Origin of the sequence: Nocardia sp. NBC_01388 (assembly GCF_045040085.1) — a bacterium.
GTDB lineage: Bacteria > Actinomycetota > Actinomycetes > Mycobacteriales > Mycobacteriaceae > Nocardia.
Genome location: NZ_CP109553.1, coordinates 2,590,542 through 2,609,958, shown reverse-complemented (window position 1 = coordinate 2,609,958; position 19,417 = coordinate 2,590,542). Strand labels below are relative to the sequence as shown.

General features: G+C 66.6%; 20 protein-coding genes. 3 read left to right on the top strand and 17 right to left on the bottom strand.

The window, feature by feature from the left end; all coding sequences use genetic code 11:
* Window positions 1-16 precede the first annotated feature (16 nt).
* Entirely contained in the window at window positions 17-1,120 is a 1,104-nt protein-coding gene (locus tag OG716_RS12705; RefSeq protein ID WP_405137843.1) for an enoyl-CoA hydratase/isomerase family protein, read from the bottom strand.
* 2 nt (window positions 1,121-1,122) lie between these two features.
* Entirely contained in the window at window positions 1,123-1,782 is a 660-nt protein-coding gene (locus tag OG716_RS12700; RefSeq protein WP_405137842.1) for a TetR/AcrR family transcriptional regulator, read from the bottom strand.
* A 110-nt stretch (window positions 1,783-1,892) separates the two neighbouring features.
* On the opposite strand from OG716_RS12700, the gene OG716_RS12695 reads away from it, so the two are divergent.
* On the top strand, window positions 1,893-2,681 hold the full coding sequence (locus OG716_RS12695) for an enoyl-CoA hydratase (RefSeq protein WP_405137841.1): 789 nt from the start codon (window positions 1,893-1,895) through the stop codon (window positions 2,679-2,681).
* 39 nt (window positions 2,682-2,720) lie between these two features.
* Here the strand turns inward: OG716_RS12695 and OG716_RS12690 are convergent, their stop codons facing one another.
* From OG716_RS12690 to OG716_RS12645, 10 genes are all read right to left on the bottom strand, one after another.
* The gene (locus tag OG716_RS12690; RefSeq protein WP_405137840.1) at window positions 2,721-3,971 is read right to left on the bottom strand and encodes an acyl-CoA dehydrogenase family protein; all 1,251 of its coding nucleotides are present in this window, start codon (window positions 3,969-3,971) and stop codon (window positions 2,721-2,723) included.
* Window positions 3,968-5,098 carry an acyl-CoA dehydrogenase family protein gene (locus OG716_RS12685; RefSeq protein ID WP_405137839.1) on the bottom strand — a complete coding sequence of 377 codons (1,131 nt, stop codon included), beginning with the start codon at window positions 5,096-5,098 and terminating at the stop codon, window positions 3,968-3,970. The genes OG716_RS12690 and OG716_RS12685 overlap by 4 nt, the downstream gene beginning before the upstream one ends.
* A gap of 31 nt (window positions 5,099-5,129) precedes the next feature.
* Complete coding sequence (locus OG716_RS12680; protein WP_405137838.1) at window positions 5,130-5,885, bottom strand: SDR family NAD(P)-dependent oxidoreductase; 756 nt, start codon at window positions 5,883-5,885, stop codon at window positions 5,130-5,132.
* Window positions 5,886-5,907: 22 nt separating this feature from the next.
* Window positions 5,908-7,566: a thiolase C-terminal domain-containing protein gene (locus OG716_RS12675; RefSeq protein WP_405137837.1), complete on the bottom strand. Its 1,659-nt coding sequence runs from the start codon at window positions 7,564-7,566 to the stop codon at window positions 5,908-5,910.
* A gap of 42 nt (window positions 7,567-7,608) precedes the next feature.
* The gene (locus OG716_RS12670; RefSeq protein ID WP_405137836.1) at window positions 7,609-8,970 is read right to left on the bottom strand and encodes a cytochrome P450; all 1,362 of its coding nucleotides are present in this window, start codon (window positions 8,968-8,970) and stop codon (window positions 7,609-7,611) included.
* Window positions 8,971-8,980: 10 nt separating this feature from the next.
* Complete coding sequence (locus tag OG716_RS12665; protein WP_405137835.1) at window positions 8,981-9,175, bottom strand: ferredoxin; 195 nt, start codon at window positions 9,173-9,175, stop codon at window positions 8,981-8,983.
* 13 nt (window positions 9,176-9,188) lie between these two features.
* Window positions 9,189-10,049, bottom strand: coding sequence for a mycofactocin-coupled SDR family oxidoreductase (locus OG716_RS12660; protein WP_405137834.1), 861 nt, complete (start codon window positions 10,047-10,049; stop codon window positions 9,189-9,191).
* Window positions 10,050-10,081: 32 nt separating this feature from the next.
* A complete protein-coding gene (locus OG716_RS12655) occupies window positions 10,082-11,335 on the bottom strand; it encodes an amidohydrolase family protein (protein ID WP_405137833.1) in 1,254 nt (417 codons plus the stop codon).
* A 160-nt stretch (window positions 11,336-11,495) separates the two neighbouring features.
* A complete protein-coding gene (locus OG716_RS12650; protein WP_405137832.1) occupies window positions 11,496-12,959 on the bottom strand; it encodes a FadD3 family acyl-CoA ligase in 1,464 nt (487 codons plus the stop codon).
* Window positions 12,956-14,137 carry an amidohydrolase family protein gene (locus OG716_RS12645; RefSeq protein WP_405137831.1) on the bottom strand — a complete coding sequence of 394 codons (1,182 nt, stop codon included), beginning with the start codon at window positions 14,135-14,137 and terminating at the stop codon, window positions 12,956-12,958. Before OG716_RS12645 ends, OG716_RS12650 begins: the two co-directional genes overlap by 4 nt.
* 154 nt (window positions 14,138-14,291) lie before the next feature.
* Between OG716_RS12645 and OG716_RS12640 the strand changes: the two genes are divergently transcribed.
* Both OG716_RS12640 and OG716_RS12635 read left to right on the top strand, forming a co-directional pair.
* Complete coding sequence (locus OG716_RS12640; RefSeq protein ID WP_405137830.1) at window positions 14,292-15,023, top strand: enoyl-CoA hydratase/isomerase family protein; 732 nt, start codon at window positions 14,292-14,294, stop codon at window positions 15,021-15,023.
* 20 nt (window positions 15,024-15,043) lie between these two features.
* On the top strand, window positions 15,044-15,937 hold the full coding sequence (locus OG716_RS12635; RefSeq protein ID WP_405137829.1) for an alpha/beta hydrolase: 894 nt from the start codon (window positions 15,044-15,046) through the stop codon (window positions 15,935-15,937).
* Here the strand turns inward: OG716_RS12635 and OG716_RS12630 are convergent.
* Genes OG716_RS12630 through OG716_RS12610 form a run of 5 tightly spaced genes read right to left on the bottom strand, consistent with a single transcriptional unit; the run spans window position 15,912 to window position 19,412 of the window.
* Entirely contained in the window at window positions 15,912-16,319 is a 408-nt protein-coding gene (locus OG716_RS12630; RefSeq protein ID WP_405137828.1) for a DUF427 domain-containing protein, read from the bottom strand. The two genes, OG716_RS12635 and OG716_RS12630, sit on opposite strands and share 26 nt — an antisense overlap.
* Window positions 16,320-16,332: 13 nt before the next feature.
* The gene (locus OG716_RS12625; RefSeq protein ID WP_405137827.1) at window positions 16,333-17,199 is read right to left on the bottom strand and encodes an acyl-CoA thioesterase; all 867 of its coding nucleotides are present in this window, start codon (window positions 17,197-17,199) and stop codon (window positions 16,333-16,335) included.
* A gap of 18 nt (window positions 17,200-17,217) precedes the next feature.
* Window positions 17,218-17,799 carry a carboxymuconolactone decarboxylase family protein gene (locus OG716_RS12620; RefSeq protein WP_405137826.1) on the bottom strand — a complete coding sequence of 194 codons (582 nt, stop codon included), beginning with the start codon at window positions 17,797-17,799 and terminating at the stop codon, window positions 17,218-17,220.
* A 45-nt stretch (window positions 17,800-17,844) separates the two neighbouring features.
* The gene (locus tag OG716_RS12615) at window positions 17,845-18,588 is read right to left on the bottom strand and encodes an SDR family NAD(P)-dependent oxidoreductase (protein WP_405137825.1); all 744 of its coding nucleotides are present in this window, start codon (window positions 18,586-18,588) and stop codon (window positions 17,845-17,847) included.
* Window positions 18,585-19,412, bottom strand: a complete 828-nt coding sequence (locus OG716_RS12610) for a TauD/TfdA dioxygenase family protein (RefSeq protein WP_405137824.1) — start codon at window positions 19,410-19,412, stop codon at window positions 18,585-18,587. The genes OG716_RS12615 and OG716_RS12610 overlap by 4 nt, the downstream gene beginning before the upstream one ends.
* Between the last annotated feature and the right edge of the window lie 5 nt (window positions 19,413-19,417).

The window sequence follows — 19,417 nt, the reverse complement described above, 5'->3', positions numbered from 1 at the left end:
GTGTGTTTCTCATCGCTCAGCCCGGCGCGCCTGATATATCGTCCACAAGTCCCCATTGCAGTGCCTCGCGCGCGCACAGCGGTGTTCCGGTCAGCATGAGCCATGCTGCGCGCCAGCGGCCGATGCGACACGGCACGCTCACGGTGCCGCCGGCGCCGGGAATCAGGCCCATCGCGACCTCGGGGAAACGGAACCAGGTATCCGGTGCGGCGACGACATGACCGGCGAAAGCCGCTATCTCGGCGCCGGCGCCGATACACGCGCCATGCACGCGCACGGTCAGCCGGTCGGCGATCCGGTCCAGCACTCGCCACGGTGCGCGGTCCAGTCGCACCAGGTAGGCGGCGACCGGATCGATGGCGACGCCGAACTCGGCCAGATCGCCGCCACTGGAGAAAGCCGGTCCGGCGCCGCGGAGTTCGACCGATTCGATTCCCGGGTCCGACTCGGCCACCAGCAGTGCGTCGAGCAGCTCTTCGCGCACCCGTGCACCGAGCGAATTCCGGCGCGCCGAATGATCGAGCACGATCGAGAGCCGAGCCCCCTCGCGCCGCACCCGCACCAGATCACCCGAGGGGGCCGGTGCCGGTCGGGCAGTGCCGCGCTCGGTGAGCCAGCGCGCGAATTCGTTCCCGCCCAGCAACATCGAGTACGCCGCCGCTTCCGCGGCCAGCGCGGACGTGGTGCCCGCACCGCCGGTCCGCCGCAATAGCTGACCGCAGACCAGAGCGGCCCGGGGTGCGTGTGTCACCGCGTCCGTCACCTTCTGTAGCGCCGCATCGACATCGGGTACCGAAACCACCTCGCGCGGCGTGCGCTGCGAGGGCGCTGCGGTGAGCGTCACGGTAAGGGCATCGAGGAGGGGCTCCAGCCCCGGTGCCAGCGGCCGTCGCAGCACGCCCACCGTGAGGGGGAGGCTTTCGTGCAGCAGGGACGCGGCGCGCGTGATGGTTACGGACCCGGAGGCTGCGAGATCATCGAGTTCGACGACGACCAGGGGCGTGCCGGGCGCGCCGGCCGAAGAGAGGTCCAAGCCCGCGTATAGCAGTCGAGCGTGCAACGCGTCGACCCCGGCGGCGCCTGTCAGCGACGGGCCCGCACAGCTCGGTTCGGTACTCATTGTCATTCCTGACGCGCTACGCCCCGCGCGCACAGATTCCACACCTCTGCGGCGGTAATCGCCTGGGGGCCATTGCGATCGGGATTGCCGGGTGATTGGGCGGTGAACATGACGGTCTGCATGACCAGGGCCGCCATCCGGCGCGGCGTGATGTCCGCGCGTACGTCGCCGGCCGCCTGTGCCTGCGTCATCAGATCGGTGAACAACGTCAGCAGCCCGGCGTGCGCGATTTTGACCTGCGCCGGATGGGTGGCGAGCAATTGCGGCGCGAAGTCGGTGAACAGTGGACGCCGCGTCTCCGGATCGGGGCGGCAGCGCTCGAACAGCAACTCGACGGCCATCCGAAGCCGATCCAGCGGTAGCGCCGTATCGGCCGTATCGACGCGGATCTGTTCGGCGGACTGGTTGAGGGCGTCCTCGAACAAAGCGAGCAGCAATTCGTGTTTACCGTCGAATTGCAGATAGAAGCTGCGCAGGGACTGGCGGGAGCGGTCGACGACCTCCTGAACGGTGAGGTCGATGGTGCCGTTTTCGATGATGATCGCGCGGGCGGCATCGAGGAAGCGCTGAACGCGCAGTTCGGCACGTAGTTTGGCGGTGCGCAGCGAGCGCTCGACGGCCCGCTGTTTCCAGGCCGGCTCATCGGTTGGACTGGTGCTCACGGTCGCTTCGCTCCTCCACCTATGAGATCCTTGATTGCGTAGTGAGAGAATCGTATTCTCCGATTGTTGCACACAGCTGCGGTCAAAGACGCGTCTATGAGGAGCTCCTGATGAATATCCGCTACGAGGTCGCCGACAAGGTAGCGACGATTTCGCTGAACCGTCCCGAGGTGGCCAATGCCCAGAACGGAGCGCTGTTGGACGAACTCGATGCCGCCTGGCGCCGCGCCGCGGATGACGACGAGGTCGCGGTCATTCTGCTGCGCGCCGAGGGCAAGCACTTCTCCTCCGGGCACGACCTCAAGGGCGACAGTTCCGCACCCCGCCCGGCCAAGATCACCCTGGAAATGCTCTACCAGAGCGAATCTCGTCGCTACCTGGAGTATTCGCTGCGCTGGCGGAATGTGCCGAAGCCGTCCATCGCCGCGGTGCAGGGACGCTGTATCGCGGGCGGATTGCTGCTGTGCTGGCCGTGTGATCTGATCATCGCCGCGGACGACGCGCAATTCTCCGACCCGGTGGTGCTCATGGGGATCGGCGGCGTCGAATATCACGGGCACACCTGGGAACTCGGGCCGCGCAAGGCCAAGGAGATGCTGTTCACCGGACAGTCGATCAGCGGAGTCGAGGCCGAGCGGTTCGGGATGGTCAACAAGGTGGTGCCCCGGGCGGAACTGGATGCCGAAGCGCTGGCGCTGGCGCGGCAGATCGCGGCGATGCCCGCTTTCGGCCTGCGGCAGGCCAAGCGCGCGGTGAATCAGACGCTCGATATCCAGGGCTTCTACGCCGCGATCCAGTCGGTGTTCGACGTCCATCAGACCGGACACGGAAACGCGTTGAGCGTCAACGGCTATCCGGTCCTGGTCGATCTGGAACGAATGAAGGCAGCGAATCGCTGAGGTGTTCGCGGCCCGGGTCGTGGTGACCCGGGCCTGTTGCTAGCGACCGCGTTTCACCTCATTGAACGGCACGCCGCGGTCGGCTGCGAATTCCCGCGGCATGCCCAGCAGTCGTTCGCTGATGATGTTGCGGGACATTTCGGTACTGCCTCCGGCCAGACTCCAGGCCGCGCGGAACAGATAATTCAGGCCGATCCGGTGCTCGGGGTCGTGCGCGCCCGCGGTGGCGGCGGCGGCGCCCGCGATCTTCACGGCCGTATCGGCCTGGAGTGACGCGTTCTCGGCGCTGAACACCCGCACCAGGGAGCCTGCGGCGGGTGGCAGGGCACCCGCCGTGATCGCCTGTGAGACATGGGCGATGAGTTGATCGCGGACGATACTGCGGGCCCGCGCCGCGCCGATGTCCTCACGCACCCGGGCGTCCCCGATTCCGCCGACCGCGCGAGCCAGCTCGACCAGTGCGGTGACATCGCCCCCCAGATGCGGTCGCGCGCCACTGGTATAGGGGGAGGTGCCGCCGACCGCCGCGCGTTCGTGGTTCAGCAGTCGCTGGGTAGAGGCCCACCCGTCGTCCACCGCTCCCAGGACCGCATCGGCGGGCAGCCGCACATCGTCGAAGAACTCCTGGCAGAACTCGGTGGACCCGGTGACCTGCCTGATGCGCTGGATCGTCACGCCCGGCGCATGACACGGCACCAGGAACAGGGTGAGCCCACTGTGTTTGGGCACGTCCCAATTCGTGCGCGCCAGGCACAGACCGTAGTCGGAACCGTAGGCGCCGGAACTCCAGATCTTGGAGCCGTTGAGGAGCCATTCCTCGCCGTCTCGGTCCGCGCGGGTGGTGAGACCGGCCAGATCCGAACCGCCGCGCGGTTCGGAGAGAAATTGCGACAGAATCTCCTGCCCGCGCAATACCGCCGGGAGGTGGGCGCGCTTCTGCTCCTCGGTGCCGAGGTCCAGGATGGTGGCCGCACAGATGGCCAGGGTCGGCACATTGAGCACCAGCGGCATCTCGTAGCCGAGCGACTCCTCGGTGAAGGCACGCTGATGAGCCGAGGTGAGTCCTTGTCCGCCATAGGCTTTCGGGAAGCAGATGCCGGCGAACCCGCCCTCGTACAGAAGCTGCTGCAACGCGCGAGCGCGCTCCCAGATCGCATCGTCGTCCGCGCCGGTATAAGCCTTGGTGGCGGGTGCGAGATTGTGCTTCAGCCAGCGCCGGGCGCGGTCGCGGAAGTCCGCGACGGCCTCGGAGTCCGGGCTGTCCACGGTGTGGCTGTCGGTGGCACTCATGCGGCGGTCTGCTCCAGGAATTCGGTGATGCGGCGATACTGCTCCTCGGGGGTGCCGTACAGCGCCCGGCCGAGGGTGACGCGGCGCAGATACAGATGCAGATCGTGTTCCCAGGTGACACCGATCCCGCCGTGCAACTGCACACAGTCCTGCACGATGACCGGGGCACGGTCTCCGACATACGCTTTCGCGACAGCGGCGCATTCCGGCGCGGATTCCGCAGCGTCGTCCCATGCCGCGGCGGCGGCCCACGCGGTCGCGCGACAGGCTTCCAGCCAGGTCTTGTTGTCGGCCATCCGATGCTTGAGCGCCTGGTAGGACGCCAGCGGACGGCCGAAGGTGTAGCGGTCGAACATCCACCCGACGGTGACATCGAAGGCACGGCCGGTCGCCCCGACCATCTCGACGGCGGTCAGGGTGGAGGCAACCTGTAGCTGCGCGCGAGCCGCTGCCGCGGCGGCCGGACCACGATGCACCACGCCCTCCGACCCGACGGCCACATCGGTGAATTCGATGCTGGCCGTGGTGCGGACCAGATCCAAGGTCCAGGTGCGCGTGACGCTCACCCCGGGCGCGGTCGCGGGGATGAGCAGCTGCAGCGGCCCGTCCGAACTGTGAGCGGTCACCAGGAACAGGTCCGCGTCATCGCCGTACTCGACGCGATCCTTGACCCCGGTCAGCCGGTAGCCCTTCCCGTCAGGCGTTGCCAGGCACTCGGGAACGCTCAGGTCGAGTCCGCGTCCGGGCTCGTACAGGGCCCAGGCGGCGATCGAGGCACCCGCGGTGATCGCGGCGAGCGGCGCGGCGAACCGCTCGCCCGCGCGCACCAATCCGGCGAGCACGGCGCTGGTCGTCGCTAGGGGCCCCGGCGCGCAGGCGCGGCCGAATTCCCCGGCGATAATAGCGAGCTCTGTCAGAGGTCGTCCGGAAACGCTACCGCCGCCCAGGCTTTCGGGTACCAGCGGTGCGGTCCAGCCCAGTTCTGCCCCGCGTCGCCACCATGCGCGATCGATCCCGGTTCCGCTCTCACCGAGTGCGCGCACGGTGGTGAGGGGGACCGTGCCGGCGAGAAAGTCCCGGGTTGCGTCCTGGAAAAGCCGCTGATCGGCCGTGAGTGCGAGATTCATGAAATGCGCTCCCTGTTCGGCTGATTCGTGCTCACGCGGCGGACCAGGCGGCGTCGACCGGGACTATCGCGCCATTGACGAACGACGCGGCGTCGGAGGCGAGGAAGACCGCGACTTCGGCCATCTGCTCCGGCAGGGCCAGCGCCTGGGGAATGGCGATGATCGACTGATAGCGCTGAACGCCGACCGGGTCCAGCTTCGCGACGGCCTCGGCGAGGCCGGTGAGGGTGGGGCCGGGAAGAATCGCGTTGCAGCGAATTCCCTTGTCGGCGTAGGACCATGCGACATTGCGTGTCACCCCGACCACGCCGTGCTTGGACGCGGTGTAGGCGACACCGGAGGCCCCGCCGCGGATACCGGCCTCGGAGGCGGTGTTGACGATGGCCCCGCGACCCTGGCCGAGCATATGCGGCAGCACCGCGCGAGTCACCAGGAAGGTTCCGGTCAGATTCACGCCGATCACCCGATTCCATTCCTGCACGGACATATCCGCGGGCAGCGCCATGGTGTCGATGATGCCCGCGTTGTTGCACAGCACGTCGATGTGCCCGAAGGCCTCGATACTGCGAGAGACCGATCGGGTGACGGAGTCCTCGTCGGCTATGTCCACGGTGAGCGCCAGGGCGGCGTCTCCGATAGTGGCCGCGGTCTTCTCCGCGCTGTCCGCATCGAGGTCGGCGACCACGACGCGGGCGCCCTCGCGGGCGAAGGCGACGGCCATCGCCCGGCCGATGCCGGATCCGGCACCGGTGACGATGACGACTCGATTCTCGAAACTGGTGTTCACGAGTGGTTCCCTTCGGAAGGTGTCAGGTTCCGCTACGGAGCAGGATCGCGCCGCCCGGGGTCAGCCCGCCGCTCGAGACCACTCCGACCCGCGCACCCGGGACCTGCCGGTCCCCGGCCTCGCCGCGCAGTTGTGTGACCGCCTCGTGCAACAGGCCCATGCCGTGGGTGCGGCCGTGCGAGAGCTGGCCACCGTGCGTGTTCAACGGCAGCAGGCCGTCTCGCGCGATGTTCTTGCCGCCTTCGAGGAAGTCGCGAGCCTCGCCGATACCGCAGAAGCCGAGCGCCTCGATCCAGGACAGGCAGTTGAAGGTGAAGCCGTCGTAGAGCTCGGCGATGTCGACGTCGCTGGGGCGCAGGGTGGTTCGCGTCCACAGATGCGCGGCCGGGCCCAGTACCTGCGGCTCATGGGTCAGGGTGCTCTGATCCCATTCGATCCGTTCGATGATCTGGGTGCCGACAGCTTCCACCAGCACCGGTGGTTTGGGTAGATCCTGTGCCGCATCGACGGCGGAGACGATCACCGCGACCGCGCCGTCGCAGGGTACGTCGCAGTCGTAGAGGCCGAAGGGTGTGGTGATGGTCCGCGCCGCGAGGTAATCCTCCATGGTCATCGGATTCCGGTACACCGCAGTGGGATTGAGTTCGGCATTGGCGCGCTGGTTGAGTGCGATCCAGCCGAGGCTCTCGCGGGTGGTGCCGTAGCGGTGGAAGTGCCGCTGGGCGTTCTGGGCCAGGGTGTGCGCCGCGGAGGTGGCACCGAACGGAGCCATCCAGCCGGTGGTGCGCCCACCGGACGGGGTGATGCGGCCGCTGCGCATCAGTTCGTTGAACGTGGCCTCCCAGACGGTGCGGAAGCATATTACGTGCCTGGCCAGTCCGCCTGCGACCGCCAGCATGGCCGCGATGACCGAGCCGCCGGGCCCGAAGGTTTCGATGCCGCCGTTGTGCCAGGTGGGCCGGATACCGAGGGCGGCCTCGAGTGCGGTGACGCCGCCCTCGCCGAATCCACCCATATTGCCTCCGCCGGGATAGGAGGAGAGGCCGTCGATATCGTCCATGGTCAGCCCGGCATCGGCGACCGCGCGCTCGCATGCGCGCACGGTCAGCTGGAGCGGCGGCACCATCAGCCGGCGGCCGATCTCCGACATGCCGACACCGGTCAGCGCGACCTGGTCCTCGAATTTCTGCTGCCGGATCATCGGGCGCACGTGCCGCCAGATCTCCTGTGGCGCAATCTCGTCCATCGGAAGCGCGGCGGGCTCGGGCTGGTCCGCGACGGGCCGGAACAGCGGCAGCCAGACGTCACCGTCGGCCAGGAAAGTCACCTCCACACGCAGACCGAGTACCAGATCGGCTGGGGCGCAGTCGATTATGTTGGTGGTCAGGCGCACGCGCGGGTCGTCGTCGAGCGCGACCTGCGCTACCACATAGGGCGCGGGCATCCCGGGCACAGCGAAACGCTCGTTGACGGTGAACCCGGCCAGCGTGGCGAAGCCCGAGACCACCCGCACCCCGAGATCGTGCCCTCGGCAGTAGCGGCACACCGGTTGCGGCGGATGTATCAGCGCCGCACAGGACAGGCACTCCTGGATACGCAACCGGCCGTCCTCGCCGGAGGTCCAGAAGAATTCGTTGTCCAGGGTGAGTAGCGGCAGGGGTCGTCCCGAAGCCTCGGCCACATCGTCTCCTCGTATTGTCGTGGGCGCGTAAGGCCGGAGTTGTCAGATCTGTGCGACGTCGCGGTGCACCGTCACCGGTTCGGCGAGTCGTTGCTCGTTGCAGACCCGCTGCAACTTCTCGAGGGTCTCGTCGAGGCCCAGGCCCAGGCGCGGTCCGGGGGTGAAGGTCGCCGGCAGGTGCCGCATGCCCTGGATGACCGCGATGGTGTCGTAGTGCACCGTGGTCTCGAGATCGCAGACATAGTCGGGCATCCGGTCCAGGACCGCCACCAGCATCCGCTTGAACACCGTGCGCGCCACATTGGAACCGATGCACCTGTGCACGCCGAGGCCGAAGCTGTAGTGCCGGTTGCCTTTCCGGTCGAGGATGAGCTGTTCGGGATCGTCGAACACCTGCGGGTCCCGATTGGCCATGGCCCAGGACAACCAGACGCGATCGCCCTCCTCGAACCGCTTACCCGCTACTTCGCAGTCCTCGGCGATGGTGCGGCCGTCGCCCGGCGCGGGCGTGTAGTAGCGCAGGAACTCCTCGGTCGCCGCGTCGAGCAGCTCATCCCTTTCCTTGCTGAGGGTTTCGCGCTCGTCCGGGTGCTGCGAGAGCCATTCCAGTGAGTGCGCGGTGAGCGCGGTGGTGGTATCGAAGCCGCCGCCGATGAGCAGGCCGAGCATGCCCAGCGATTCGATATCGGGCAGTGGTTCGCCGTTCAAAGTCGCTTGCGTGAGGGCGTGAATCAATCCGGGGCGTGGGGTCTCCCTGATTTCGGCCATGTTCGCGAGCAGGTCGAGTCCCATGGTCCGATGCATTTCGGCCACTCGCGGATAGTCTTCGGACATCGGGGGCGTATAGACCGCCGCGTGAACCGGCTCGTTGTACACCTCCCATTTGTGCAGCGGGACACCCAGCATTCCCAGCGTGAGCACGGCGGGCACGATATTCGCCAGATCATCGACGAAATCGATGCGCCCGCTCTCGATCTTCTCGTCGATCGCGGCGCGTACCACTTCGTCGATGAACGGAATCCAGCGCCTGACCGCGGCGGGGGACAGGTAGGGGTTCAGCACCGTGCGCAGTTCGCGATGCTCAGGCTCGTCCATCTCCAGAATGCCGCCGCGGATACCCCGCGCCCGGGGTGCGGGCGGAATGCTGATACCCCGATAGCCGCGCCGAACCCCTTGCGGGTCATGGTCGCTGGAGGTGTACGGGCAGCGGGAGAGTTCGAAGACCTCCCGATTACCCGCGGCCACCCAGTGCCCCTCGTGGGTATCGGTCCAGGCGATGGGGCATTTACTGTGCATCTCCCCGGTGATGGCCTGGAAATTGTCGCGATAATCCGGCGCGAACCGGTCGAAGGGAAAATTGGGCTGCTTGCGTTCGGCCGTCTGGTCGGCATTCTCTACGGTCATGGTCGGCCCTCTATTCGCTGATGGAGATCGCGCGTTCGGGGCAGGAATGCACGGCCTCGCGCACCCCGGCCTCCTGGTCGGCGGGGACGTCTTCGCTGACAGCGGATGAGTGGCCGTCGATGTCGCTGAGCTCGAAGGCTTTCGGGGCGATCATGGCGCACAGCGTGTGGCCCTGGCAGCGGTCCGGATCGACTCGGACTTTCACGATGTCATTCCCTTCAGATGTGGTAGTCGTACCACTTCAGGTAGCCGCCGGCGTCCACGCGCAGTTGCGTACCGGTGATGAAACGGGACTCGTCGGACGCCAGGAACAGCACCGCATTGCTGATGTCCTCCGGTTCCACATAGGGAACCGGCATCGCCTGCTGGACATGGAACGCGGGTTCGGCGTCGGCGCGCGTCGGGTGTTCGAGATCCGGCCGGAAGGACCGGTACATCGGCTCGCTCTGCAGCATAGGGGTGTTGCAGTTGGTCGGATGCACGACATTGGCGCGAATCGACTTGGGCGCGAGGTGCGTTGCGATTTCATGGACGTACTGCGACAGGAGCCGTTTGGCGACCATGTACGCGACACCGCCGGGATCCTTGCCCGGCTGATCCACTTTCGCGATGTCCATCAGCGCCGCCACCGAACCGGTCGCGATGATCGAGGAGCCGTCCGCGAGATGCGGAAGCGCGGCCTGCACGGCATTGATGACGCCGACCAGATTGGTGTCGATGACATCGGACCAGGCCTGCCACTGCGGCTGGCCCTTCATTCCGGCGATACCGGCCTGCGCCACCACGATGTCGAGCCGGCCGAACTCGCCTACGCCGCGCTCGAGAACCGTGCGCAGCGCGGCGGCGTCGCGCACATCGGCCTGTTCGGCGATGATCCGCCGACCGGTCTTCTCCACCAGCCGGACGGTCTCCTGGAGATCCTCCGGTGTAGACAGCGAATAGCCGATGCTGTCGATATCGCGGCAGATATCGACCGCGATGATGTTCGCGCCCTCTTCTGCCAGCCGGACGGCATGGCTTCGGCCTTGGCCGCGCGCCGCCCCGGTGATGAAGGCAACCTTGCCCTCGACTCGTCCCACGGGACTTTCCTTTCGATCGGCGAAATGTGTTGTCAGTGCGTGCGCTGGGCGTACAACTCGGCGTATTCCTTGCGCGATCTGGTCGAGATGTCGACGTCCTTCGCGAGCGCCCGCAGCGCGCCGACGGTGGCCTGCTCCTTCGCAGTGCGCGCGAAGGGGTCGATTCCGAAGAATCGGCAGGCGTTCTGCCAGGTGATCTTGTTGATATCGGAGTCGTCCGCTCCAGCTGCCTGTAGTTCGGCCAGCACGAATTCGGGAGCGTTGGGCCACAGTGAATCCGAATGCGGGTAATCGCATTCCCAGGCGATCGAGTCGATGCCGATCTCGTGGCGCAGTTTGAGCGAGGTCTTGTCGGTGACGTAACACGCCAGCACATGCTCGCGGAAAACGTCGCTGGGCATTTTGCCGCCGAAGTCGCGGCGCAGCCAGCGCTGGTTCGTGTAGTGCCGGTCCGAGCGGTCCAGGAAGAACGGAATCCAGCCGATGCCGCCTTCGGACAGCGCCACCTTGAGCTTGGGGAAGCTGCGGAACGCGGGACCCCACAGCAGGTCCTGGGCGGCGAGCTGAGAAATGCTGGGGGCCAGCACCATCAGTGCGTCGATGGGGGAGTTGGGGGCCAGCTTCAGGGCGCCGAAGCCCTGCCCGATATGCAGGTTCATCACCGTGTCGTTATCGGAGAGGGCGGCGAAGACCGGTCCCCAGTAGTCGATGTCGTGGTAGCTGGGCAGCCCGTCGATATGCGGAAGTTCGGCCATCGTCACCGAATGGCAGCCCCGAGCGGCCAAGCGCTCGATCTCCGCGACCGCCAGGGCTGGATCCCACAGCGGCAGAATGGCATTGGGAATGAAGCGGTCCGGGTAGGCGCCCACCCAATCCTCGATATGCCAATCGTTGTAGGCCTGGATCATGGCCACGGTGATCTCATCCTTGAAGTGGCTGAGATGGCCCGCGCTGAATCCGGCGAAGGTCGGGAAGCACATCGAGATGTGAATGCCGTTGGCATTCATATCCTTGATGCGTTCGTGGATGTCGTAGACCGCCGGGCGCATCTCGGCGTAGCCCGCGGGGTCGCGTCCCCACTCCTCCGGCGGCCAGGACACCACGGCATTGAGGCCGGCGACTCCGGTGGGCCGGCCGCGGTACATCCACCGGTCGATGCCCTTCTCGTCGATCACGACCCGGGGCGTCTCCTCGGCCCACTTGCTCGGTACCCGGCCGTCGAACATGTTGTGCGGCTCGACGACGTGGTCGTCGATGCTCACCAGAATCATGTCGTCGATGTTCATGTGATTCCTCGCTGCTGTGACTGGGGTCGGCGGGGTGTACGCACCGTTCCCGGACGGTTGAGATTGTAAATCTCACATATGGAGAATGTCACTCTCCAATGACAATAACAGTGCACGCCGCGGTGTGCGAGAGCCGAATCGGCACCGGGCCGGTCCGGCGCTACCGCAGGTGGTCCTTCTGCACTTTTCCGGTCGCGTTGAGTGGCAGTTCGTCCAGGAACCGGACCGATCGGGGCACCTTGTACCCCGCCATGCGATCGCGGGCCCACTCGATCAATTCCGATTCCGAGACAGTGCCTTTCGCGACGACGAAGGCGCTGCCGACCTGTCCGAGCCGCTCGTGGGGAACACCGACGACCGCGACCTGCGCCACCGCCGGATGTTCGAGCAGCGCGCCTTCGATCTCGGCCGGGTAGGCATTGAAACCGCCCACGATGAACATGTCCTTCTTGCGGCCGATGATCCGGAGCCTGCCCTGCTCGTCGAGCCTGCCGAGATCGCCGGTGTACAGCCAGCCGTCGGTATCGATGGCCTCCGCCGTCGCCACCGGATCATCGAGGTAGCCCTGCATGACGCTGTAGCCGCGCACGAGGATCTCGCCGTCGGCGGCGATCCGCACTTCGACTCCGTCGCAAGGGGTTCCGACCGTGGTGGCGATCTGCTCGAAGGTGTCGTCAGGCCGGGACGCGGTCGCCGTACCCGCTTCGGTGAGTCCGTAGCCGGTCATGATCGACCGGAACGGCAGTTCGGTGCGAATCCGCCGGATCAGTTCGACCGGGATGTCCGCGGCTCCGGTCACCGTCGCGCGCAAGGAGGACAGGTCGTGTGACCCGCGGGCTTGCAGAAGCGAGGAGAGCAGGGTGGGGGGGCCGGGCAGCATCGTGACCCGTTCGCGTTCCACCAGTTTCAGGACCTGCTCGACGTCGAAGACCGGCACCGGCAGGATGGTCGCGCCGCGGATGAGGGCGGCGATGACACCGGCCTTGTAGCCGAAGGTGTGGAAGAACGGGTTGACGATCAGGTAGCGATCACCCACGCGCAAATCGGCCAGCCCGCACCATTCCGAATACAGCCGGAGCGTTTGGGCATGATTCATCATGACGCCCTTGGGTTTTCCGGTGGTGCCGGAGGTGTAGATGATGTCGGCGATATCGGTACCGCTGACCTCGAGTTCGAAAGGCGAGCCGCCGGACAGGAAGCCCGACTTCAGATCGATCAACCGCACGCCCTCGGGCGCGGCGTGGTCGATGCCGAGAAAACCCTGTTGCACCAGCACGATTTTCGCGCCGCTGCGCCGGATGATGTCGGCGGCCTCCCCAGCTTTGAAACGCGTGTTGACCGGCACCAGCACGCCGCCCGCGGTCAGCAGGCCGAAGGCGGCGATGATCCATTCGGCCGAGTTGGGCGCCCAGATCGCGACCCGGTCTCCCTTGCCGACACCGGCCGCCGCGAACGCGCCGGCGGCGCGGCGCACCCGCGCGGCGAGTTCGGCGAAGCTCACCCGCAGCGGCCCGTCGACGACCGCTTCGGCGTCACCGAAGCGGTCGGCCGCACTCAGGACCAGCTGTGGGATCGTTTCCCAGGTTGCGCTGTATCTCGTTGTGCGAGAGCCTGGTTCGGTCATACGCCGAGTAGTCGCGCGAGATTGCCGCCCATGATCTTGGCTTGATCCTCGACGGGCAGTTGAGTGAGCATATCGGCGAAGTGGGTGGGCTCGGCGAGACCTTCCGGATGCGGGTAGTCCGAACCGAACAGCACCCGGTCCACGCCGACCAGGTCGATCAGATCGGTGACGCCCTCTTCGTAGAAGGGGCTGACGTGGATGCTCTTCTTGATGGCGGCCACCGGATCCTGCATGCCGAAACCCTCCGGCGCCTTCTTGTAGACGTCGGCGAGGGTTTCCAGGAGCGGTTTGAGCCAGCCGGAACCGCTCTCGATGACCGCGATCTTCAACTCCGGGAAGCGGAACAGCGCACCGTGGCAGACCCACGAGGCGACGGTGTCCTGCACCGGGCGCCATTCGTTGACCATGCGGAAGGCGTTGGTCTGGAACGGCAGCATCTCGGTCTTGCTGCCCTCCCACTCGGCGTCGAAGCGGGAGTAACCGCTGTCCGAGGAGTGCATCGTCACCAGGATGTCGTGTTCGACGACCCGCTTCCAGAACGGATCGAATTCCGGCAGCGCGAACGAGCGCGGGCCTTGGAATCCGGGCACCGGGGCGGGCCGCACCAGAATGGCCTTCGCGCCGTGCTCGACGACCCAGTCCAGTTCCTCGATGGCCTTGTCCAGAATGGGCAGCGTGATCACCGGAGTGGTGAAGATTCGATCTTTGTAGTTGAATTGCCAAGCCTCGAGCAGCCATTCGTTGAGGGCATGCACCACGGCGTGGATCAGCTCCGGATCGTCACGCATGCGCTCCTCGACCAAGCTGGCGAGAGTCGGGAACATGAGACTGCGGTCCACGCCCAGTTCGTCCATGAGCGCCAGGCGCGCGCCGGGCTCGCGGAAGGCAGGCAGGGCCTTCATGGATTTGCCGAAGATCTCGCGCTTGCTCTTGCCCTCGGGGTTGCCGTTCTTGAAGTAGTCCTCCATCGCGCCGGGCCGCGCCACCACCTCGAAGGTGGGGTTGGGGATGTACTCGCTGATGTGCCCGCGCACGGCGATCTTGGTGCGGCCGTTGACCTGGACGTACTGGATGGCCTTCTTGTACCGATCGGGCAGGTACTTGGTCAGCGATTCCTCGGTCTCGTAGAGGTGATTGTCAGCATCGAACAGCGGGTACGGCAGGATGTTCGCCGTCATGGAATCCTCCTTCGCGGTTTGCGAGAATCATATTCTCGCTCCGCGTTCGTGGCAATGCCCCACAGTCGCGGCTACCGCGACCTCGGACCTGGGACCGTGCGGTTAGGTTATTCTCCGTGGAGGAGAATCAGGATTTCAGATTGGAGTGCCGGACATGGTCGACCTGGAGTTGGCTCGTCTCACCACCGACGCGGACGTCGCGGTCATCACGATCGATCGCCCGCACGCCCGCAACGCCATTGCACCGGCCACGATGGATCAGCTGGAGAAGGCCATCGACGCGGCGGCCGGCGCCCGTGCCCTGGTGATCCGCGGCGCGGGTGAGAAGGCCTTCGTCTCCGGTGGAGATCTCAAGGAGCTCAGCGCATTACGCACCGAGGCCGATGCGGAGGCGATGGCCTGGCGGATGCGAGGGATCTGCGACCTGCTGGCGGATTTTCCGGCCCCGGTGATCGCCGCGCTGAACGGGCACGCCCTCGGTGGCGGCGCGGAAGTCGCGGTGGCCGCGGACATCCGGGTGGCGGCCGACGACATCAAGATCGGCTTCAACCAGGTGACACTGGAGATCATGCCGGCCTGGGGCGGGGCCGAGCGGCTCGCCGCGCTGGTGGGCCGCAGCCGGGCGCTGCTGCTGGCCGGATCCGGTGTCACCCTCGATGCCGTCGAAGCGGAGCGCGTGGGCCTGATCCAAAAAGTGTTTCCGCGAGAGGATTTCGAGGACGGCTGGCGTGCGCTGGCCCGATCGCTGGCCAATCGGCCGGCGGGGGAGATCAAGCGCGTGCTGGCTGGGGTCTCGGCGCAGGAGGCGGTGACGGCGTTCGCGCGGCTCTGGGTCGAGGACGCGCACTGGGCCGCCGCGGACCGGGTCATGAATCGGAGCAGATAGTGCGACAGGAGCGGAAAGCCATGACACTCACCGAATTCGAGCTGCGCGAGGTAGGAGACGACCAGCCGGTCCCGGTGCTCGTGGAGGTCGGCGGTATCCCCGTGTCCGGTCTGCTGGCCGAGGCACAGGAGCCGCGGGCGGTGCTCGTCGCACTGCACGGGGGCCAGACCACCTCGATCTACTTCGACTGCCCAGGGCACCCCGGGCTGTCCTTGCTGCGGACGGCGGCCCGGCTGGGATACACCGCGCTCGCGCTGGACCGGCCCGGATACGGCAGCAGCGCGGCGTACTCGGAGGTGCTGGCGGACCCGGCGAAGCGCGTCGAGTTGATGTACGCCGCACTGGATGCGGCGCTGGAGTCGCGACCGCGCGGCGCGGGTGTCTTCCTGCTGGCGCATTCGGCCGGATGCGAATTGGCGGTCCGCATGGCGGCCGAGGCACGCGGTGCGCGACTGCTGGGTATGGAGCTCGGCGGGTCGGGCGCGGAACCGAAGCCGCATGCGCCGCCCGCACCGGGCCAGACGCCGAATGTCCGGCATCTGGTGTGGCATCCGGAAGCGCTCTACCCACCCGAACTGGTCGGCGGCGGCGCGATCGGCGCGCCCCGTCCGGAGCACGAGAGCATTGCCGCGCATCTGCGCTCCAGGGATGAGTTTCCCGATCTGGCCGCGCGGGTGCGAATTCCCCTGCACATCACCGTCGGTGAGCACGAGCAGGTGTGGCGGACCGACGCCCCAGCACTCGCCGAGTACGCCGGGATGTTCACCGCCGCGCCCCGGGTCGCGCTGGAGGTGCAGGGCGGCGCCGGACACAATCTGAGCCTCGGGTACGGCGCGCGGGCATATCACCTGAAGGCGCTGGCATTCGCGGAGGAATGCCTGACCGCAATCACCGGCGATGCGGGGGGCCGCTGACCGCCGGGGCCGCCACCGCGACTTCGACACGGACCCGGTCCTGGTAGAAGGCGATATGCCCGCGCAGCAACGCCACTTCCGGGTAGGGCTCGTGATACTCCCAGGCAACCGGGTCCGGACCGGCCGCCGGCCGCCAATATCGGGCGGTGCCTTTGAACGGACAGCGTGAGGTGTGCTCGTCCGGGACGAGCAGATCGAAATCCACATCGTGCTCGGGCAGATAGAACACGATGCCGTGGTCCTGTTCCGCCACGAGCAGACCCGTGCTCGACTCCGCGAGCGCGGTGCCGGCATGCGTCACCCGGATCAGATTGCGGACGCGCTGGATGGTGACGCGGTAGTCCGGCCAGCGTGCGAATCCCGATGGTTCCGTTGTTCCCATCAGCTGTCCCTCTCTAGAGAACGGCGCCGGATGCGTTGCCGCCCTGTATATTCGGGCGGGCGAGTCCGCGCACCATGGCGTGCACGGCGTACGAGGCGACCAGGCCGCCGTCTTCGGTGTGGACCCGGCCCTCGCTCTGTACGTGGCCGTGCCCGGCGTAGGTGACGCGGGTGGAATACAGCAGCCACTGTGTCACGTCGACTTCATCGTGAAATGTGATGGTTGCCATGGTGATTCCGCTGGAGATCGTCCGGTGCGCCATCGATTGAGTCATATGCGGATGCGGGCGCAGCGCCGCGGCGACCGTCCAGTGGGTGGTGGACTGGGTCAGCAACGCGGCATGCAGGTATTGATACTCGGGTTTGTCCTCGAATCTGGTCCATACGAACAGCTCCGGCGGGCCGATCAGGTCGGAGTCGTCGGTGTAGGCGTCGTCGACCACACGGATGTCCCGGCCCGCGACTACGGTCCCGGATTGATCGTGTGAGCGCAGCCGGTCCGGCGGATCCACCTCGGGCATCGGCACTGCGGAGCGGATGAGGTCGGGCGCGTCCGCGTCCAGCAGCACGATGCCCGCGCTGCACAGCGAATCATGCTGGTGCACACGGACTTGCGCGGAGCTGAAGGTATGGCCGCTGCGCAGCACTTCGACCTCGACAGACATCGAAGCCTCGTGCTCGGCGGCCCGCGAGAAGATCATCGACGCTGACACCACCCGCTGATGCGGCACCTCTTTGGCGGCCGCGACCACCGCGCTACCCAGCAATTGCCCGGCCTCCACGACGTTGCGCTCCGTCGGGCCGTGCGCGGGCCCGAAATACCGGCCGGGGGTGCGGGGCCGCACATCCATCAGCCGCAGCAGCTCGGCTTGACTCCACATTCTTCTCTCCTGTCCGTCCTACCGGCGGCCCGGCAGATGCGGGACCAGGCCCGGTTCGGGCTCGACGCCGAACGACCGCAGTGCCATGGCCACCAATGCGTACGTGCCCACCGTGAACACGATGTCCATCAGCTGCTCCTCCTGGAACTCTGCGGCCAGTGCATACCAGGTCGTGTCTGTGATCGAGCCTTCGTCGAGCAGTTCGTCGGTGGCCTGCAACAGCATTCGCTCGCAGGGCTGCCAACCGGGTGCGCCGGGTCCGGCGGCCACCCTGGCGATGTCCTGCGGTGTGTGACCGGCGTCGGCTGCGAGCAGCACATGCTGGGCCCATTCGTAGTCGCTGCCCCGCACATGTGCCACCCGCAGGATGAGCAATTCGCGGTGCGCGACCGACAGTGAATTACCTTGCAGCAGCTGGCGATTGAACAGCAGGAACGGCTTGGCCAGCGCGGGATAGCGGGCCAGGGTGCCCAGCAGATTGGCTCCGCTCTGGCGTCCCGCCGCAGGCTTGCCCGCGCGGGCGGAAGTGCGGAACTCCTGGATGAAGGTAATCATGTCCGCCGACCAGTCCGGCTCGGGCGTAGGTGGGATACGGGGCATCGCAGCTCTTTTCGGTGTGCCCGGAACGAGAGAGACAGGGGAAGATCAGGTATTGCGGCCGCCGTTCACGCCGATGATCTGGCCGGTGATGTAGGCCGCCTCCTCGCTCACCAGGAACGAGCAGGTGGCGGCGATATCCTCGGGGCGGCCGACCCGGCCGACCGGAGTCTTGGCGACCTGCAGGTCCATATCGAAGACGCCTTTACTGAGGCTGTCACGCATCATGGGCGTCTCGATGAACCCCGGCGGAATCGTGTTGACGGTGATGCCTCGACGGCCGAATTCCAGGGCCAGCACCTTGGTGAGCCCCACCATGCCCGCCTTCGAGGTCACATAGGCCGCCATCCCGGGCACACCGCTGTGCATGCTGGAGGAGGAGATATTGACGATGCGTCCCCAGTTCTGTTCGACCATGTCCGGCAGCACCGCCTGGCAGCAGTCGAACGTACCGGTGAGATTCACCGCCAGCACCCGGTTCCAGGTCTCGGCGGTGAGTTCGAGAAACGGTCCGGCAACGGTGATTCCGGCATTGTTGACAAGGATCGCCGGGGGGCCCAGGGTCGAGCGCACCTCGGTGACCGCGGCGTCGATGGCGGTGCGATCGGCGACGTCGACGGCCAGGCCGATGGCCTTGCCGCCGTCCGTGCAGATCTCGGTCGCCGCATCCCGCGCCGCGCCGCCGTCGACATCGAATATCGCCACCACTGTGCCGTCCCCGACCAGCCGGCGGCTGATGGCCAGGCCGATTCCGGACGCGCCGCCGGTGACTATGGCTGTGCGAGAGGTCATTTGATGGACTCCTCGCCCAGGACCGTGGAGCGATGCATACGACGCGGCTGGGATCGGTCGAACTCGCACGCCCGATGCACCAATCCGGTGTTGTCCCACAGCACGAGGTCCCCGACGGACCAGGCATGTGTCAATACCAGATCGGGTGTGGTCGCGCGGTGTTCGAGGTCGTCGAGCAGGGCCCGGCTCTCATCCGGATCGAGGCCGACGATGTGGGAGGCGCTCGCCCCGAACACCAGTGATTTGCGCCCGGATTCGTGGGTCCACACGAGCGGGTGTACGCGATCGGACCAGCGGGCCCAGTCCGCCAGCTGTTCGGGTGTCGGATCGGGATAGCTCAGGCGCTGAATCCGCTCCATTCGGTGCACGACCCGCAGTCCGGCGAATCGCTTACGCTCCTCGCCGGACAACCCGTCGTAGGCGGCATAGGTACTGGCGAAGGCTGTCTCGCCGCCCCGGTCGGTGATCACGTGCGCGCTCAGGACGGACGTCTTGGCCGGGACCGGGTCCATCGACCCGTCGATATGCCAATAGTCGTTGCTGGGAAAGTATTTCGCGTTGGGGTTGCCCGGGTCGAAGCTGATCTCCATCACGTTCGGGTTGGTGTATTTCCCGAACTGCACGAGTTCGCCCAGCTTTCGGGAGAACGCCACCTGTGCCTCGTCGCCCGCGTGCAGCTCGCGAAACAGCACGACGCCGTGCTGTTCGAGCAGGTCCACGCAGGCCACGGCGATCTCGTCGTCGTTCAGAAGTCGCTCGACATCGACATCGAGCACTTCCACGCCGACGCGCGCACTCAGTTCTTTCGTAGCGATCGCGGACATCTGCC

Bases quoted from the DNA above. Each gene is read 5' to 3' on its own strand.
- OG716_RS12705 (WP_405137843.1), bottom strand. From the start codon at position 1,120: ATGAGTACCGAACCGAGCTGTGCGGGCCCGTCGCTGACAGGCGCCGCC.
- OG716_RS12695 (WP_405137841.1), top strand. From the start codon at position 1,893: ATGAATATCCGCTACGAGGTCGCCGACAAGGTAGCGACGATTTCGCTG.
- OG716_RS12690 (WP_405137840.1), bottom strand. From the start codon at position 3,971: ATGAGTGCCACCGACAGCCACACCGTGGACAGCCCGGACTCCGAGGCC.
- OG716_RS12685 (WP_405137839.1), bottom strand. From the start codon at position 5,098: ATGAATCTCGCACTCACGGCCGATCAGCGGCTTTTCCAGGACGCAACC.
- OG716_RS12670 (WP_405137836.1), bottom strand. From the start codon at position 8,970: ATGACCGTAGAGAATGCCGACCAGACGGCCGAACGCAAGCAGCCCAAT.
- OG716_RS12655 (WP_405137833.1), bottom strand. From the start codon at position 11,335: ATGAACATCGACGACATGATTCTGGTGAGCATCGACGACCACGTCGTC.
- OG716_RS12650 (WP_405137832.1), bottom strand. From the start codon at position 12,959: ATGACCGAACCAGGCTCTCGCACAACGAGATACAGCGCAACCTGGGAA.
- OG716_RS12645 (WP_405137831.1), bottom strand. From the start codon at position 14,137: ATGACGGCGAACATCCTGCCGTACCCGCTGTTCGATGCTGACAATCAC.
- OG716_RS12640 (WP_405137830.1), top strand. From the start codon at position 14,292: ATGGTCGACCTGGAGTTGGCTCGTCTCACCACCGACGCGGACGTCGCG.
- OG716_RS12635 (WP_405137829.1), top strand. From the start codon at position 15,044: ATGACACTCACCGAATTCGAGCTGCGCGAGGTAGGAGACGACCAGCCG.
- OG716_RS12630 (WP_405137828.1), bottom strand. From the start codon at position 16,319: ATGGGAACAACGGAACCATCGGGATTCGCACGCTGGCCGGACTACCGC.
- OG716_RS12625 (WP_405137827.1), bottom strand. From the start codon at position 17,199: ATGTGGAGTCAAGCCGAGCTGCTGCGGCTGATGGATGTGCGGCCCCGC.
- OG716_RS12620 (WP_405137826.1), bottom strand. From the start codon at position 17,799: ATGCCCCGTATCCCACCTACGCCCGAGCCGGACTGGTCGGCGGACATG.
- OG716_RS12615 (WP_405137825.1), bottom strand. From the start codon at position 18,588: ATGACCTCTCGCACAGCCATAGTCACCGGCGGCGCGTCCGGAATCGGC.
- OG716_RS12610 (WP_405137824.1), bottom strand. From the start codon at position 19,412: ATGTCCGCGATCGCTACGAAAGAACTGAGTGCGCGCGTCGGCGTGGAA.